The sequence below is a fragment of the Streptomyces sp. NPDC016309 genome (assembly GCF_043077235.1).
Taxonomy (GTDB): Bacteria; Actinomycetota; Actinomycetes; order Streptomycetales; family Streptomycetaceae; genus Streptomyces.
The window spans coordinates 248,898-264,298 of sequence record NZ_JBIBSG010000003.1; the positions used below are offsets into that span (position 1 = coordinate 248,898).

12 protein-coding genes are annotated in these 15,401 nt (G+C 74.7%); 4 read left to right on the forward strand and 8 right to left on the reverse strand.

The window, feature by feature from the left end; all coding sequences use genetic code 11:
- Positions 1-76 precede the first annotated feature (76 nt).
- On the forward strand, positions 77-793 hold the full coding sequence (locus ACF068_RS09015) for a hypothetical protein (RefSeq protein WP_392273502.1): 717 nt from the start codon (positions 77-79) through the stop codon (positions 791-793).
- Here the strand turns inward: ACF068_RS09015 and ACF068_RS09020 are convergent.
- From ACF068_RS09020 to ACF068_RS09050, 7 genes are all read right to left on the reverse strand, one after another.
- Complete coding sequence (locus ACF068_RS09020) at positions 722-1,312, reverse strand: hypothetical protein (protein ID WP_392273503.1); 591 nt, start codon at positions 1,310-1,312, stop codon at positions 722-724. The two genes, ACF068_RS09015 and ACF068_RS09020, sit on opposite strands and share 72 nt — an antisense overlap.
- A 151-nt stretch (positions 1,313-1,463) precedes the next feature.
- Entirely contained in the window at positions 1,464-3,635 is a 2,172-nt protein-coding gene (locus tag ACF068_RS09025; RefSeq protein ID WP_392273504.1) for a bifunctional serine/threonine-protein kinase/ABC transporter substrate-binding protein, read from the reverse strand.
- A 10-nt stretch (positions 3,636-3,645) separates the two neighbouring features.
- Positions 3,646-5,943 (reverse strand): bifunctional serine/threonine-protein kinase/ABC transporter substrate-binding protein, encoded by a 2,298-nt coding sequence (locus ACF068_RS09030; protein WP_392273505.1) that lies wholly within the window; start codon positions 5,941-5,943, stop codon positions 3,646-3,648.
- Positions 5,943-6,761: a hypothetical protein gene (locus ACF068_RS09035; protein ID WP_392273506.1), complete on the reverse strand. Its 819-nt coding sequence runs from the start codon at positions 6,759-6,761 to the stop codon at positions 5,943-5,945. The genes ACF068_RS09030 and ACF068_RS09035 overlap by 1 nt, the downstream gene beginning before the upstream one ends.
- Positions 6,762-6,966: 205 nt before the next feature.
- Positions 6,967-9,876 (reverse strand): helix-turn-helix transcriptional regulator, encoded by a 2,910-nt coding sequence (locus ACF068_RS09040; RefSeq protein ID WP_392273507.1) that lies wholly within the window; start codon positions 9,874-9,876, stop codon positions 6,967-6,969.
- Positions 9,877-10,055: 179 nt separating this feature from the next.
- A complete protein-coding gene (locus ACF068_RS09045; RefSeq protein ID WP_392273508.1) occupies positions 10,056-10,703 on the reverse strand; it encodes a GNAT family N-acetyltransferase in 648 nt (215 codons plus the stop codon).
- Positions 10,700-11,320 (reverse strand): TetR/AcrR family transcriptional regulator, encoded by a 621-nt coding sequence (locus ACF068_RS09050; RefSeq protein WP_392273509.1) that lies wholly within the window; start codon positions 11,318-11,320, stop codon positions 10,700-10,702. The genes ACF068_RS09045 and ACF068_RS09050 overlap by 4 nt, the downstream gene beginning before the upstream one ends.
- Before the next feature lie 114 nt (positions 11,321-11,434).
- On the opposite strand from ACF068_RS09050, the gene ACF068_RS09055 reads away from it, so the two are divergent.
- Both ACF068_RS09055 and ACF068_RS09060 read left to right on the forward strand, forming a co-directional pair.
- Positions 11,435-12,346 (forward strand): alpha/beta fold hydrolase, encoded by a 912-nt coding sequence (locus ACF068_RS09055; RefSeq protein WP_392273510.1) that lies wholly within the window; start codon positions 11,435-11,437, stop codon positions 12,344-12,346.
- Between the two features lie 189 nt (positions 12,347-12,535).
- Positions 12,536-14,140 carry a serine/threonine-protein kinase gene (locus tag ACF068_RS09060; RefSeq protein ID WP_392273511.1) on the forward strand — a complete coding sequence of 535 codons (1,605 nt, stop codon included), beginning with the start codon at positions 12,536-12,538 and terminating at the stop codon, positions 14,138-14,140.
- Here ACF068_RS09060 and ACF068_RS09065 read toward each other — a convergent pair.
- The gene (locus ACF068_RS09065) at positions 14,137-14,715 is read right to left on the reverse strand and encodes a GNAT family N-acetyltransferase (RefSeq protein ID WP_392273512.1); all 579 of its coding nucleotides are present in this window, start codon (positions 14,713-14,715) and stop codon (positions 14,137-14,139) included. The two genes, ACF068_RS09060 and ACF068_RS09065, sit on opposite strands and share 4 nt — an antisense overlap.
- Positions 14,716-14,760: 45 nt before the next feature.
- On the opposite strand from ACF068_RS09065, the gene ACF068_RS09070 reads away from it, so the two are divergent.
- Positions 14,761-15,342 carry an AMP-binding protein gene (locus ACF068_RS09070; RefSeq protein WP_392273513.1) on the forward strand — a complete coding sequence of 194 codons (582 nt, stop codon included), beginning with the start codon at positions 14,761-14,763 and terminating at the stop codon, positions 15,340-15,342.
- Positions 15,343-15,401: the final 59 nt, after the last annotated feature.

Sequence of the window (15,401 nt, forward strand, 5' to 3'; positions counted from 1 at the left end):
CGATGTCCTGCGGCGGCCCGGGACGCGAGGATGCGGACGAACGGGCTTCCCCGGACCCGAGAGAAGGGGCCACGTCATGGGCTGGATCATCTTTTTCGCGGTCATCATGGCCCCGTCCCTGATCGGATTGACCCTCTCGGTCCGTACCGCCCGGCGGGTCGGCAGGGCGGACCGGGCGATGCGTGCCCTGGCCGCTCGTCCCGGCTGGCAGCGGGTCGAGCGCGACGAGGACGGGGCGCGGTGGGCCGGTCATGCGGTCCACTTCCCGTGGCTGCTGCGGGCGCGGCCCGGAACCACCGTGACCGGCCCGCTCGGCGACCACCGGGTCACCGTCGCCAGGTTCGTCGAGAACCTGACGGGCAAGGTCGACGCCCACTGGCTGGTCTGTGTGTTCGACGTGCCGGGCCGCCGGCCGAACCTGCGGCTGGAGCGCCACTGGAGTGCGGCGGAGCTCGGGCTCACCTTCCACCGGGACGCGCCGTACCTGCCGATGAGCGACGACCGCGCGGGGACGACCGAGCGGTTCTACGCCTCGCGGCTGCCGGAGCGCCTGGTCGAGCTCGCCGCACCGGCGGTCTCGGTGACGAACGACGGGATCTGCTTCGTCCACCACCCGCTGCCGGACGTGGTGGACCCGGACAGGCTGCTGGAGGAACTGGCCGGGATCCTTCCGGACCTCGTCGCACTCGCCGGGCCCGGCGCCCCGAAATGGGAGCCGGGCTCAGAGGCGGGGGAACACGGCCGTGAAGAACAGCCACAGCAGGACGGCCCAGAAGAGCGCCGCGGCCAGTGACACGAGCAGGGAGCTGCGCCACTTCAGTACCAGGAACGGGAACAGGACCAGGGCCGCCCAATGCCCGGCCACGTCGATGCTGATGCGGGCGGCCTCCCCCAGGGTGCCGGCGCGCCCGGAGGCGATACGGCGCAGCAGCCGCTGGGAGACGAAGCCGTACAGCCCGAAGACGACGGGGAAGAACCACAGCGGTGTGATCGCGACCAGTTCGGACTCCGAGAACGCGTCGAACATGACCATGTAGACGACCCCGGCCCCGGTGAGGCCGACGATCAGCGCGGTCACGTAGAGCGCCGTCAGCGCGACCGGCTCGGGGGCACCGGCCTGCGCGGACGCGGGCGCGGGAGCGAGAGCCGGCGCGGGAGCCGCCACGGGTGAGGCGTACGGAACGTCGGCCCGCGGGACCCGGACCACGTGATGGCAGTAGGGGCAGCGGGCGTCCAGCCCCGCCCGGTCGGCCGGAGCCGAGATCAGATGCCCGCAGGAGGCGTGGAATTCCATCTGCTGACCGGGGTTCATGCGTTGCCCTTCCTGATACCGCTGGAGGAGTGATCATCGCAGCGGCCCCATGGCCCCGGCATCCGGAGAACCACGTAGGGCACGTACGTAGGCGTGTGGACCCGCACGCGCCGCCCGCCGGGTGCCCGCGCGATCGGTCCCGCCGAGCGGCTCAGGTGGTGGCGTCCTCGAAGTGGCCCAGGTAGCGGAAGCGGCCGCCGGTTGCCCGGAAGAGGTACATCGCCTCGGTGGCGTAGCCGGTGCTCGGGCCCGTGTAGCGCAGCCGCTTGGTGACGCCCTGGTGGTCGGTCTCCCGCAACCGGCTCACGAGCGGGCCCCGTTCGGCGGGGGACGGGCCCGGTGCCGTCAGCGCACGCGCCAGGAAGAGCGTGGCGTCGTAGGCCTCCGCGGAGTACCAGGGCGGGGCGGTGCCGAAGCGGTGGCGGTAGGCGGTGACGAAGGACTTCGCGGCCGCCACGCGGGTGGGATCGAGGAAGGTGGTCGCGAAGACCCAGCCCTCGGCGGCGTCGCCGGCCACGGTGAAGAAGCGTGTGTCGAGAGCGCGGTGGGTGGCCAGCCGGGCTCCCGACCAGCCGGCCGCGCGCAGCGCTCGCGCCAGTTCCGCCGCGCGTGCGCCTCCTCCGGCGAACACCACCGCGTCCGCCCTCCAGTCGGCCACCGACTCGGCCAGGGCACGGACGTCGCCTGACGTGGCGCCCTCGGCGGCGAGGGTGCGCCGGGTCGTGGCGCGCTGTCCGGAGGCAAGCGCCTGGGCGACGTCCGCGCAGAGCTCCCAGCTGACGTCGCCCTCGGCCGCGTCGTCGACCAGCACCGTTCGGCGCGTACGGACGGTGCGGACGAGATGGGCGACCAGGGGTACCGCCAGATCGCGGTCGGGGGGCCGGGTGGCCGCGTACGTCCGGTACCTCTCGGCGGACACCCCGTCGAGCCCGACCGACACGCAGACCATGGGCAGCAGCGCGGTCCGGTACTGCTCCAGGACGGCCTCGGCACAGGCGTCGGTGGTCGGCCCGATCACCGCGCGGACCAGCTCGTCGGCCGACAGCCGCCGCGCGATCCGCTGCGCCCGGGTGGTGCTGCCCGCGTCGTCGTGCACCTGGAGAGCGAGGTCGAAGCCGCGGCCGGTACGGGAGTTGTGGTGGTCGACGGCGAGCCGGACGCCCCTCTCCTGCGCCAGGCCGGCGGCCTTCCCGTTTCCCGTCAGATCGGCGTGCAGGGCGATCACCCGCCGGGGCAGCGGTGCGCCGCCCCCGCGTACCGGCGTACGGCGGGGGCGGTCGGCGGTCCACCAGGCGGCCGTGGCGCCGCCCGCCGCCACGATCCCGGCGAACGAACCCAGCGTCAGCAGACGGCGCCGGGTGACGCCCTTGGGTCGTTCCCGCGCGTCCGGCACCGTGTCGGCGGCCGCCGGGGCGCCGGACACCTCGGTCGCCTCGACCGCCGGCAGAGCGAGGACGGCGGCGGAACGGCGGGCGATCAGCCGGGTGAGCGCCTCCGGCAACCAGCCGCCGTCCTCGCCCGTACGGTCCAGAGCCGCATGGATCTCGGGCACGGTGGGGCGGGCACCGGGCTCCTTCGCCAGGCAGGCCCGCAGCAGCGGCAGCAACGGCGCCGGTACGGCGTCCAGGTCCGCCTCGTCGTGGACCGTGCGCACCAGCACCTCGGCCGCCGAGCCCCACCCGAAGGGGCGCTCGCCGGTCACCGCGTACGCCAGCAGACAGCCGAGCGAGAAGACGTCGCCGGCCGGCCCGATCTCCCGGCCCCGCCCCTGGGCCTGCTCGGGGGAGAGGAACCCGGGGGAGCCGACCACCACCCCGCTCGCGGTGAGCGCGGTGTCCTCCGGTGGCCGGGCGATCCCGAAGTCGATCATCCGCGGCCCGTCGACCGCCAGCAGTACGTTGGCGGGCTTGACGTCCCGGTGCACCAGACCCGCCCCGTGCACCGCCGTCAGCGCCTCGGCCAGCCGCGCCCCCAGGACGCGGGCACTCCGGTACGGCAGGGGACCGCACTCCTCCACGGCCTCCGCGAGGGACGGCCCCGGCACGAATTCCGTGGCCAGCCACGGCGACTCCGCGTCGGGGTCCGCGTCGAGCAGAGGGACGACCCAGGGGCTGGCCACCCGGCTGCCCGCGTCCACCTCGCGGCGGAAGCGGGCCCGGAAGCCCGGGTCGTCCGCGTACGCGGCGCGGATGACCTTCACCGCGGTGAGCGAACCTCCCCCGGTGCGGGCCAGGTAGACCACGCCCATGCCGCCCGCGCCGAGGCGGCGCAGCAGCCGGTGGCCCGCGATCCTGGCCGGGTCGGCTCCGCGCAACGGCTCCATCAGCGCCCCATCACGTGGCCACCCGGTACGGCGCCGGGCCCTGGTACGCGAACCTGCCGCCCTCGACCCGCCACAGGTGGACCCCGCTGCCGTCGGGCACCAGCGCCCCGGTCTCCTCGGCGAACGCGAGGTTCCGGGCGATGCCCCGGTGCGACCCGGACCGCAGTGCCGTCGTCAGGGTCTGCCGGGTGCGGCGCCCGGCGCCCAGCGACCGCAGCGTCTTCACGGCGAACCGCGCCACGTCGTACGTCTCCACGGCGTACCGCTCCGGCTCCGCGCCGAAGAGCGTGCGGTGGGCGGCTCGGAACGCCCTGGCCCCGGGTGCCACGGTCGCGTCCATGGCCGGGGCGACGATCACCCAGCCGTCGGCCGCGTCCCCCGCGGCGGTCAGGAACCGGGCGTCGAGCACCCCCTGCGCGGCGAGCCTGGCACCGGGGAAGCCACGGCGGTGGAGTTCCCGGGCCAGCAGCGCGGCCCGGTCGTGGTGACCGGCGAAGACCACCGAGTCGGCGCCCCCCGCCAGCAGGGCGTCCAGGGTCGGCCCGAAGTCGGTGCGCAGTGCGCTGACCACCTTGGGCACGGCGGGCAGCGGGACCTCGCGCAGCACGGTGGCGAGCGTGCTGCTGATCTCCCAGGCGTAGGCGTCCGCCGCCCGGTCGTCGACGATCCCGACCGTGCGCGACTTCGCCGTCCCGCGCAGGTACACGTCCAGGTAGAGGGGCAGCAGTGTGTCCGGCACCCGGGCGTGCAGGAAGGACCGGCTGTCCATCACCTGCAGCACGGTGGCGCCGGGCGTCACCGCGATCAGCGGCAGCGACGCGGCGTCGTACGTCCCCAGCGAGGCCAGGGCGGTGGCGTCGGTGGTCGGACCGATCACCGCCAGCACGGAACGGTCGGCGACGAGTTCCCCGGCCGCCTCGGGTGCCCGGGCCGGATCGCCCGCGTCGTCCACCGTCTTCACGGCGAGCGTGAAGGGCTTGTCCGCACGGGAGTTGAACTCGTGGACGGCGAGCCGCAGCCCCCGCTCCTGCGCCCGTCCGACCGCCTTCTGGTCACCCGTCAGGTCGGCGTGCAGGCCGAGGGTGTGCACCGGACCGGTGGCGGCCCGCGTGGCGTCGCCCTCCCCGCCACGGTCGAGCGCTGCCCACGCCGCCAGTCCACCCCCCGCCGCGGCGACCGCCGCGCCTCCGGCCAGGAGCAGCAGCCGGCGTCTGCCGACGGCACCGGCCGCCGGCCGCGCGGCCGCGGTGTCCGGCGGGACGGGGCCGGCGGACGTGGGGTCGACCTCGGTCCCGTCGACGGCGGGCAGGGCGAGCCCGGCCGCCGAGCGTTCCGCGATCAGCCGGACCAACGGCTCGGGCAACCAGCCGTCGTCCGCGGGGACGTGTGCGTCAGCCGTCCGCGCGGCCGCACCGTCGGCCACCGCGTCCGCCGCGTCGGAGTCCCGCGGCGGCGCCGGACGCACCGCCCGCAGCGCCTCCCGCGGATCGGGTGCCGTTCCGGACACGGCGACCGTGAGCGTCTCCGACAGCGCTTCCGCCGTGGGCCGCAGCCGAGGGTCCCTCTCCAGGCAGCCGCGCACCACCTCGGCGAGCGGTCGCGGTACGCCCTCCAGGTCCGGGGCGTCGTGCACCGTGCGGTACAACAGCGCGTCCGGCGAGCCGGTGCCGAACGGAGGACGGCCGGTGGCCGCGAAGGCCAGCACGCAGCCGAGCGAGAAGACGTCGCCGGACGCGGCCGGCGCGGCCGTGCCCCGCACCTGTTCGGGCGGTACGAAGCCGGGGGTGCCGACCACCACCCCGGTCGAGGTGAGCGCGGTGTCCCGCGGGTCGCGGGCCACACCGAAGTCGATCAGCCGGGGCCCGTCGAGCGCCAGCAGCACATTGCCCGGCTTCACGTCCCGGTGCACGAGGCCGACGTCGTGCAGGTCCCCCAGAGCCTGGGCGAGCCGCGCCCCCAGTACGCGCAGACTCCCCAGGGGCAGCGGCCCGTGGGCCGCGACGGCCTCACCGAGCGAGGGTCCCGGCACGAACGCGGTGGCCAGCCAGGGCCGCGGCGCGTCCGGGTCCGCGTCGACGAGGGACGCCACCCAGGGACTGGTCATCCGGCGGGCCGTCTCCGCCTCCCTGCGGAACCGCTCCCGGAAGCCGGCGTCCTCGGCGTAATCGGGCTGGATCACCTTCAGCGCGACCAGGGAACCGCCGGCCGAGCGGGCCAGGTAGACCACGCCCATGCCGCCCGCGCCGAGTCGTCCGAGCAGCCGATGACCCGCCAGAGCGGACGGGTCGGAGGTACGCAGCGGGTCCATCAGTTCTCCTTCGCGCGCTGCCGGACGCGCGCCAGCATCTGCCCCAGGGCGTCGGCGCCCAGCCGGTGGAGTTCCTGCTCGGTGTGTCCCTGCCCGCCCGTCACGGAGACGGCCACGACGACCGTGCCCAGCCGGGCGACCATCCACCGGTACGGCCGGGCCGCGCCGTCCTTCTCGACGTACTGCCCGGCCTCCAGCACGGAGTCGTCGGCGTAGTCCTGCTCGCGGGCGCCGAAGGGGGTGCCGAGCGAGTTCAGCCCGGTGATCCGGGCGCCGGCCCGGGGGTGCTGCTCCGGGCAGCGCAGGACTTCCTCCAGGGTGGTGCTCAGTTGTTCGTCGGCGCCGAGGACGGAGGAGTGCGCGGTGGCCGCGGCGGTCACCCTGACGGCACCCTTGGAGCCGCCGGCGGGCAGCAGGCTGTAGCGGGACAGGCCGGCCAGTACTCCCCTGGGAGCCTTCTCCCGATCCCAGCGGCAGTCGTCGTCCAGCACGGCCCAGGTGCCCGGCCGGCTCTCGGCCGGATCCTGGGCGACGAAGCCCCGCCCCCAGTTACCCGGAGCGAACACCACCGACTCCACCAGCCTCCGCCCCTCCTCCGGGGTCCGGGGCACCGGGGAGGCGTCGGGGGTGTGGACCGGGGCGGCGGCCGGCCCGCCCGACGGGGGTGCCGTGGAGCGCGGTGAGGCGGTGTGCGCGGACGCCCCGGTCCGCCGCGGGGATCCGCCGTCCGCCGCCTGGGCCGAACACCCGGCCAGCAGACTCCCCGTCACCAGGAGCGGCACCCAACCGCTCCGTACGCCATGGGTGTTGCCTCTCACGCAATCCCCTCTGCACCGCTCGAGTTGTCCGACCGGTCGAACGTAGACGGCGGCGGGGGGCAGCGGCCTCAGGGGAAACACGCAATCGCCTACGGGTTTCGCCCTGTCGCGCGGTGCTGGGCCCTGGGCTCTGGGTGCCGGGCCCTGGGTGCCGGGCCGGGTCAGATGCGTCCCGTGTGCGTGGCGGCGGCGCTGTACGGGGAGCTCACGACCCCGTTCCCAGGCCGACGCGGGTCATGAGTCCGGCCAGGGCCGCCCGGGACGGCACCGACGCCTTGCGGTAGATCGAGGACAGGTGGGTCTCGACGGTGCGCCGGCTGAGGTGGAGCCGGTCGGCGACCTCCTGGTTGCTCAGCCCCTGGGCCACCAGCTCGGCCACCTCCCGCTCACGAGCGGTCAGTTCCGCGAGCCGCGCCGGGAGCGCGGGTGTCTCCGCCATCACCTGCGGGCGGATCAGTTCGGCGAGGTCCACCAGCAGGCGTGCGCCGCCGCCGGTCACGATGCGGTGGGCCCGGTGCCACATCGCGGCGGCCCGGGCTCCCTGCCCGGTGCGCCGCACCAGGGGCGCCGCCCGGAGCAAGGAGTACGCCTCCCACAGGGTCTGTCCGCAGCGGACGTATTCCTCCGTCGCCGCGTCGAGGAGCCGTACGGCCCTGCTCGTCCCGCCGTGGTGCTCGGCCAGTGCGGCCTGGGCGCGCAGGGCGGCCGCCCGCTGACCGTCGAGGCCGAGCCGGTCGGCCTCGCGGGTGGCCTGGGCGACCCAGCGGCCGGCCGCCTCGACGTCCCCGGCGGTCAGGGCCGCCGCGGCGAGGGTGTCGAGCTGGCCGGGACGGATCGACGGCTGGAGCAGGGGCAGTCCGGGGCCGCCGCCGGCCGTCGTGATGGCCTCCTGGGCGCGATGGGGGTCGCCGCCGACGAAGGCCGCGTGCCCGAGCATGCACCAGGCCAGCGACGACCACCAGCCCCTGCCGCGGCCGGCCGCGGCGGTGGCCTCCTCACCGGTGGCCAGGGCGCTTCCGTCGCCCAGCGGCCGGGCCAGCAACAGCACCAGCGTCTTGATGGCCAGGGCGAAGCCCAGCAGGTCGTCGCTGCCCGCCGCCCGGGCGATGGACTCCGCCTCCTCGGCGGCCTCCAGCGCGGACGGCAGACGGCACGTGGTGAGGTGGACGAAGGCGCGGCTCACCAACAGGTGGGGCAGGAGGTGGAGCTGTCCGGTGCGACGGGCGATGCCCAGCCCCCGGGTGATGTGCCGCTCGGCGTCGCCGTACCGTTCCAGCAGGGTTTCCGCCCAGGCCAGCCAGACCAGGGCCTCGCACGGACCGGCGAGGCCGGGATCGGTCAGCGCGTCCGCGAGGGACGCGGCGGAGTCGGCGAACCGGGCCGCCGCCTGCGTCTCCCCCTCGTACGCCTCGCCCAGGGCCGCGAGCGCGAGCGCCGCCGCCTCGCCGGCGGGATCACCGTCGGCGCGGGCGACGGCGACGGCCTGCGCGACGTCCGCGCGTGCCTGTGGATAGGACGCGGTCAGCAGGGCGGACATGCCGAGGGCCAGGCGCAGGGAGACCGCCTGGGCGGGGGCCGGGCCGGGGTCGCGGGACAGCTCCCGGCGCAGCAGGGCGGTGGCCTCGGGGGAGTGGCCGAGGTGCCGTTCCATCACGGCGCACTGGGCGACGGCCCGCGTCCGCAGTTCCGGATGGTCCTCGCCGGCGGTCTCGATCAGGGTGTGCAGCAGGTCCCGGCTCTCCCGGAGGTGCCCGCTGACGCCGAGCGCGCGTGCGCGCGCCAGCACCAGTTCGCCGCGCCGCGCGGAGCGGTCGGGGGTGTCCGGCATATGGGTCAGGACGACGTCCAGCAGATGGGCGGCGGTGGCCGGCGCCGTCGACGCGAACCGTGCGGCCGCCTCGACGAGCACCTCCGCCGCCTCGGCGTCCCAGCCGGTCATCGAGCGGGCGACGTGGCCGGCCCGCTCGGTGGCGGGAGCGCCGCCGCGGGCCAGTTCCCGCGCCGCGCGGCGGTGGAACGCGGCTCGCGGCCCCGGCGCGGTCCTCTCGTAGACCAGGGCCCGGACCAGCGGATGGCGCAACGTCCACCGGCCGCCCGGCCCGGCCCGCAGCACGTCACGCGCCACCAGGGCCCCGGTCTCCCGCTCCACGTCCCGCACGGACCGTTCGCTCACCACGGCCAGCAGGGCGGACGAGGCGTGGTCGCCGAGCGCCGCCACCGCCTCGACCAGCCGGCGCTGCGACCCGGTGAGCGTGCCCAACTCGTCGAGCAGCAGCGCGGCGAGCCCACCGGGCACGTCGGCGGCGGACCCGGCGTACCCCGCGTCCGTGGCGCCGTCGTGTGCGGTGCCCGGGGTGAGGCCCGGCAGGGACGCCCCGGTGCGGTGGGCGTGCCCCAGCGCCAGCAGGTACAAGGGGTTGCCCTCGCTGGCGGCGTGCAGCCGCCTGGCCTGGTCCTCGGCGATGTCGGGCGCGAGTGCCAGGAGGGACTCCCGCTCGGAGAGCGGCTCCAGCGGGAGGTGGAGCACGGTCCCGCTGTCCGCGCCGCGCGTCAGCGCCGCGGTCAGGGAGGTCGGCGTCTGCCGGGTCCGCCGGGCCACCACCAGCAGGACGCCTCCGTGCGCGGGGTGCCGGATCAGATGGTCCACCAGCTCGCGCGACGCGGGATCGGCCCAGTGCACGTCGTCCAGGGCCAGCACCAGACCGCGCTCGCCCAGCCGCGCCAGGAAGGCGGCGATCGCACGATGCAGCCCGAAGCGGGCGGCGGCGCTCTCGGTGGAACCGTCGCCCGGGGCCGGCCGGACGCCGTGCAGCACCGCGTGCGCCTCGGCGAAGGCGGGGTCGGCGAAGGCGGCCCGTGCGCCGGGGTCGGTATCGGCGAACGCGTCCGTGAAGAGCTGGAAGGGAACATGCTGTTCGTACTGGGTGGCCCGTCCGCGCAGGACGGTGACCCCGGCCCGGCGGGCCCGCGCGCACACCTCGTCGAGCAACCTGCTCTTGCCGATGCCGGGTTCACCGACGACGTCGACGACCTGCGCCGGCCCGGAACGGCCCAGGCCGGCGAGCACGGCGTCCAGCCGTTCGAGTTCCGCCGATCTGCCCACCAGTCCCGCCACGTTCCCGTCCCCCCAGGGTGCTTTCCCACCCGGTCGATCTTCGCCGCCCCACGGGCCACCCTACGGGGCGGTCCTGTGCCCCGCAGGCCACCTCCACCCGCACCGGCCCGCGCGAGGAGGGGCCCGGAAGGCAGGGCCGTCGCCGACTCCTGTGGGGTGCGAGCGCGCTTCCGCGATGGCTACGCCGTGGCAGTGGGATCGATTCGCCAGGGGTCTGTGGCCGCCATCGATCCGGGAGCTTCGTTCGGCTCTCGGAGTCCTGGTGGGTGACCGCACCCGTCTGTGGCCCTGTTCGCGTCCTGGGCCATGTAGATCCAGTCGAATCCGTCGTATCCCTCGGTGTCGAGATGCTGTGCTCGGCTGAGCCCCGCGCGTATCGCCACGCGCTGAGAAGCGACGTTGGCCGGTCGGACGCGGGCGATCAGCGGGAGGTCGGGCAGGTGATGGGATGCCCAGGTGGCAACCGCGGCTGCGGCTTCACCGGCGAAGCCTTGGCCCCAGGCTGAGGTGGCGAAGCGGTAGAAAAGATTCAGGACCGGGGCCCCGTGCAGTTCCATGGGCTTGATTCCGCAGAATCCGAGCTGCTGGGCGGAGCCGTGGTGCCGGACGACCCAGTACCCATAACCGTACTGCTGCCACTGGTTGTCCCAACGCTGATAAAGCGCCTCTGCTTCCTCGAACCGGGCGAGCGCGTCGGACGGGTTGTGGGTACACGTCCCGGGATCGTGGTGGACGGCGAAGATCGCGTCGACATCGGCTGCGGTTGGACGCCTCAGCAACAGCCGGGCGGTCCGCAGCTCGACGGCTGCTGGGCTCGGGTCACTCATGTCGCGACCGCCTTACCGGTGCGGAAGATTCGGCTCAGGTGGTGGTCCAGGACCGTGTTCGCGGACTCCGCGCTGCGCTGGCCGACGAGGATGCTCGTGCCGAGTCCCGCAGACATGGCAAGCAGGCCGGCTGCCTCCAACCGCGGGTCCACCCCGGGCTCGAGCAGTGCCGCTTCCTGCGCCTGCCGGAGGAGTTCGGTCAGGGCGTCTTCGGCGGCATCAGGGTTCTTGATGAAGGGCTGGGCCGCGAGCGCCGGGTCGTTCACGGCCAGGACCGCGTATGAGGTGTAGAGGTGGTGGAAGGTGCGGCTCTCGTCGTCCGTCGGCAGCGCCGCCATCAGCAGCGCCTCGACGATCGCGCGCGGACCCGGGCTGTTCCCGGCGGCCCGTACCCGGGCGGAGACCCGTTCCCCGAATCTCTCGGCCAGAAGCTCGAGCCCGAAAAGCAGCAACTTCTCCTTGGTCTGGAAGTAGTACTGCACCAGCCGCAGCGATACGCCCGCCTCCGCTGCCACATCGCGCATGCCGACGGCATGCAGCCCGCGTCGGCCGGCGACCCGGATCAGGGCCTCGGCGATCTCGGTGCGCCGTTCTGCGTGGTCCACGCGCTTGGGCATCGGCCGGTTCTCCGCTCGTCGTTCCCACTGCGGCTCCCATGAACCCCTTGATGGTACATCTGTACCAACTCCGTGGTACGTTCGTATCACAAAACCGGAGTGCTGGAGGTGGCCATGCCCGAGACCGCTGCCCGACCCCAGGCCGATGTCGGCCGTTATGTGAGCGATGCCTGGCGGGATCGCTACTTCACGGCCTGCGACGCGGTCTACGCACTGGGGGCGCCCGCGCTCGCGGAAGAGGACGTGGAGACCTCCTTCGGTACGACGCACGTCTACCGCTACGGCTCCGCCGACGAGGCTGTCCGGGACCGCACCCCCGTCGTCCTGGTGCACGGGGCGGGCTCCTGCTCCGCCATGTGGTACCCGAACACCCCCGCTCTCGGCGCGGACCGCCCGGTCTACGCGATCGATACCCTGGGCGATCCCGGTCGCAGCGTGCAGCGCGAACCCATCCACCAGCCCGAACATGCGGCGCAGTGGCTGGATGAGACGCTCGCCGGGCTCGGACTCGACCGCGTCCACCTCGTCGGCTCCTCCTACGGTGGCTGGCTTGCCCTGAACCAGGCGCACCGCAGGCCCGGTCGCCTCGCCTCGGTCACCTTGCTCGACCCCGGCGGCCTGGAGAAGGTGGGGTTGCGCTTCTTCGTCTGGATCTTCGCCAGCCTCTTCGCGACCTTCGCGCCCAAGGCGTTCCGCCCGCGACTGGCGGCCTGGCTCGAACAGCCGGTCCTCGTCGTGCCGGAACTACGCGCGATGATCCGAGCGGCGGTTCGCGCCTACCGCATACGCCGTCCGGCGCCGCTTCCCCTGTCCGAGGAGGAGTTGTCCACCATCCGGACTCCGCTCTATCTGGTGCTCGGCAAGCGAAGCCTCCTCGTGCACCCGCAGCGGCAGGCGGAGCGTGTGCCGCGGCTGATCCCCGGTGCCCGAGCCGAGATCATCTCCAGCACGGGCCACGGGCCGCAGATCGATCACGCGGAGGAGATGAACCGCAGGATGCTGGACTTCATGGTCTCCGTCGACTGACCACCGCCCACGCCGACGGGCCAGGACAGTGCCGAGGACGGCCGGCGGCTACCCGCTCCTGTCCGAGGACGAACTCGCCGGCCTGGACGTCCTCCGCCCGTCCCAGGTCAGCGGGGTGCACGGGGCCGTCTAGGCTTCTGTCCCGGGCCGGCCCGCCGGCCGGTCGGGGATCAGGGGGACGACAGGCCGATGAGCAGCACCACCGGGGTGTTCCAGCCGCTCCAGGCGGACGACCCTCCCGTCGTGGCCGGTTACCGCCTCGCGGCCAGGCTCGGCGCGGGCGGCATGGGCCGGGTGTACCTGTCGCACACCCGGGGCGGCCGCCCGGTGGCGATCAAGGTGGTGCGGCCGGAACTGGCCGACGACCCCGCCTTCCGGCGGCGGTTCCGCCGCGAGGTGGAGGCCGCCCGCCGGGTCAGGGGCGCCTACACCGCGGAACTCGTCGACGCCGACACCGACGGCGCGCCCCCCTGGCTCGCCACTCTGTACGTGCCCGGGCCGTCCCTCACCGGGGCCGTCGCACGGCGGGGCCCGCTGCCGGTGGCCGCCGTGCTGTGGCTGATGGCCGGCGTGGCCGAGGCGCTCCAGGCGATCCACGCGGCGGGGATCGTGCACCGGGACCTCAAGCCGTCCAACGTGCTGCTGGCCGCCGACGGTCCGCGCGTGATCGACTTCGGCATCTCGATCGGCGCCGACCTCTCCTCGTACACGGCCACCGGCTCCACCGTCGGCACACCCCACTTCATGGCCCCCGAGCAGGCGACCGCCGGTGAGGTCACCCCGGCGACCGACGTCTTCGCGCTGGCCCAGACGGCGGCCTTCGCGGCGCTGGGCGAACCGCTGTACGGGGACGGCATCGCACCCGTCGTGCTCTACCGGATCGTGCACGAGGAACCCGACCTGTCCCGGCTGCCCGAGCCGCTGCGCCCGCTGTTCGCCCGGTGCCTGGCCCCCGACCCGGGGGAGCGGCCCACTCCGGCGGAGGTCGTCGAGTGGTGCCGACGGCGACTGGACACGGACGCCGACGCGGGCACCGGGCCGGCCGTCTGGCGCGAGGTCACCGGACCCGAGGCGACCGTCCCGGATCCGGTACGCACCCCGGTGGCCCCGTCCACCGAGGCCGCGACCCGGTTGCTGGCACCCGCCCGGCGCCGGGCTGGCCGACGGCGTACCGCGATGGTCACGGCCGCCGCCGTGACGGCGGGCGCTCTCGTCCTCACGGGCCTGACCTGGCTCGCCGGGGACCGGTTCGGCCTCGGCCTCGGCGAGCGGGCCGCGGACGCGCCCGTCCCGCGACCCGGCCCGACGAGGTCCGCCCGCTCCACGGCGCCTCCGTCGCCCACCCCGCCCACCCCCGGCGGCGCCCTCCGGGCGTCGGGACCCGCCCCGAACGCCTCCCCGGCGCCGGGAGCCCACGTACTGTCCCCCGTGTGGCTGGACGAGAAGAACTCCCTGAGCCTCCGCAAGCCGATGCTGCGCGCTGACCGCGCGGGCGACATCCGTCTCGACTGCGAGGACGACGCCGACTGCGCGCTGCGGAGCGACACCAGCGTGTTCGTGCAGCTCTTCAACGGGAAAGCCGGGTCCCTGGCGGCCTGCCGCCACCTCCTCGGCGGCGCCACCGGCTCCGAGTACCGCACCTGGTCGCTCGCGGCGGCGGACGACGGCACCCAGCTCTGCGTCAAGAACGCCTCCGGCGACATCGCGGTGCTCACCATCCAGGTCAAGCAGACGGCCCTGCGAGATGCCGCCTTCCTGCAACTGGGCATGAACATCTGGAAGAAGGCCGCTTAGTCAGAGGGTGTCTCGCCGGTCGTACCGGGGGACGGCGCCGGGCGGTCCAGCCGCCACACCACCTCGACGCCGCTGCACGCGGGGGCCTCCGGCCGGGCCGGCCGCTCACGCCGCACCTCGGTGAAACCCAGGCGGCGCGGAACGGCGGCGCTGGGGGTGTTGGCCAGGTCGTGCGCCACCTCGACGTACTCGACGTCCGGCAGGGCGAACATCTCGGTCACCACGGCCGCCGTCGCACGGGTGGCGATCCCCCGCCCGGTGGCGGCGGGATGTAGCCAGTACCCGGCCCGCCACCCCCCGGTGCCGGGCAGACGGTGGGCCTGGCACATCCCGACGGGGGTCCCGTCCACGACGACGGCGTAGTTGTACGCGTCGCCGCTCGCCCACCGCGACTCCCACGTCGCCAGGAGCGCCCGGGTGCCGGCCTCGCTGTGGCCGGCCACCCACGACATCCACGGGCGCAGATGCTCCAGGGACTCCTCGATCAGCAGGAACGCCGCGGCGACGTCGTGCTCCCCGCGCCAGCGCCGGAGCGTCACGTCCCCGCGGTCGATGATCTCACTCGGTCGTTCCATGACAGCAGTCATCGTCCCCCCGAACGCCCCGCCGCACAACGGGAGATGGGCACGGACCGCCCGCCCGCTGCCGGCCGTCGCCGCTGGTCGGCGGCGTCCCTTGGTCCTTCCGCCGAGCGGCTGCGGCGTCCTTGGTCGGGACAGCGCATTGCGTACGCGGGGGCGGGCGGACTGAACTGCCGGGGTCAGGAACGGCGGTGGGGTGCTCCCCGGGTCACAGCGCGCCGCCGGCCGGTCGGCGGCGCACCCCTGGACCGGGCGCTCGCGGAACGGACGGCCCGTGCGTGGGGCGGCCGTCTCCAACGGGTGTTCGCCCTGCCCGAGGGGGTGGTGACGCTCACCCGGCCCGCCGGTCCGGAGGGGACGGTGCCGCACACCCAGGGGTGGCCGCTGTCGCCGGACGACGAGCTCCGGGTCGCCGGCCCCGACGGCGAGGACGTGCCCGACGGGCGGACCGGTGAACTCCTCGCCCGCGGGCCGTCCGTTCCGCGCGGTTACTACCGGGCGCCCGGCCACGACGCCCGTTCCTTCACGCCCGACGGCTACCTCCGCACCGGCATGCTCGCCCGGCGCACCCCGGACGGCGACCTGGTGGTGAGCGGCCGTAAGACGGAGGACCTCCACTGAGACCTCCAGTGAGGACCCGTACGGAGGCCCCGTACTGAGGACCCGCGCCGAGGACCGCC

What these genes read in the sequence shown, in the direction of transcription:
- ACF068_RS09015 (WP_392273502.1), top strand. Translation starts at nt 77, where the DNA reads ATGGGCTGGATCATCTTTTTCGCGGTCATCATGGCCCCGTCCCTGATC.
- ACF068_RS09020 (WP_392273503.1), bottom strand. Translation starts at nt 1,312, where the DNA reads ATGAACCCCGGTCAGCAGATGGAATTCCACGCCTCCTGCGGGCATCTG.
- ACF068_RS09025 (WP_392273504.1), bottom strand. Translation starts at nt 3,635, where the DNA reads ATGGAGCCGTTGCGCGGAGCCGACCCGGCCAGGATCGCGGGCCACCGG.
- ACF068_RS09030 (WP_392273505.1), bottom strand. Translation starts at nt 5,943, where the DNA reads ATGGACCCGCTGCGTACCTCCGACCCGTCCGCTCTGGCGGGTCATCGG.
- ACF068_RS09045 (WP_392273508.1), bottom strand. Translation starts at nt 10,703, where the DNA reads ATGAGTGACCCGAGCCCAGCAGCCGTCGAGCTGCGGACCGCCCGGCTG.
- ACF068_RS09050 (WP_392273509.1), bottom strand. Translation starts at nt 11,320, where the DNA reads ATGCCCAAGCGCGTGGACCACGCAGAACGGCGCACCGAGATCGCCGAG.
- ACF068_RS09055 (WP_392273510.1), top strand. Translation starts at nt 11,435, where the DNA reads ATGCCCGAGACCGCTGCCCGACCCCAGGCCGATGTCGGCCGTTATGTG.
- ACF068_RS09060 (WP_392273511.1), top strand. Translation starts at nt 12,536, where the DNA reads ATGAGCAGCACCACCGGGGTGTTCCAGCCGCTCCAGGCGGACGACCCT.
- ACF068_RS09065 (WP_392273512.1), bottom strand. Translation starts at nt 14,715, where the DNA reads ATGGAACGACCGAGTGAGATCATCGACCGCGGGGACGTGACGCTCCGG.
- ACF068_RS09070 (WP_392273513.1), top strand. Translation starts at nt 14,761, where the DNA reads ATGGGCACGGACCGCCCGCCCGCTGCCGGCCGTCGCCGCTGGTCGGCG.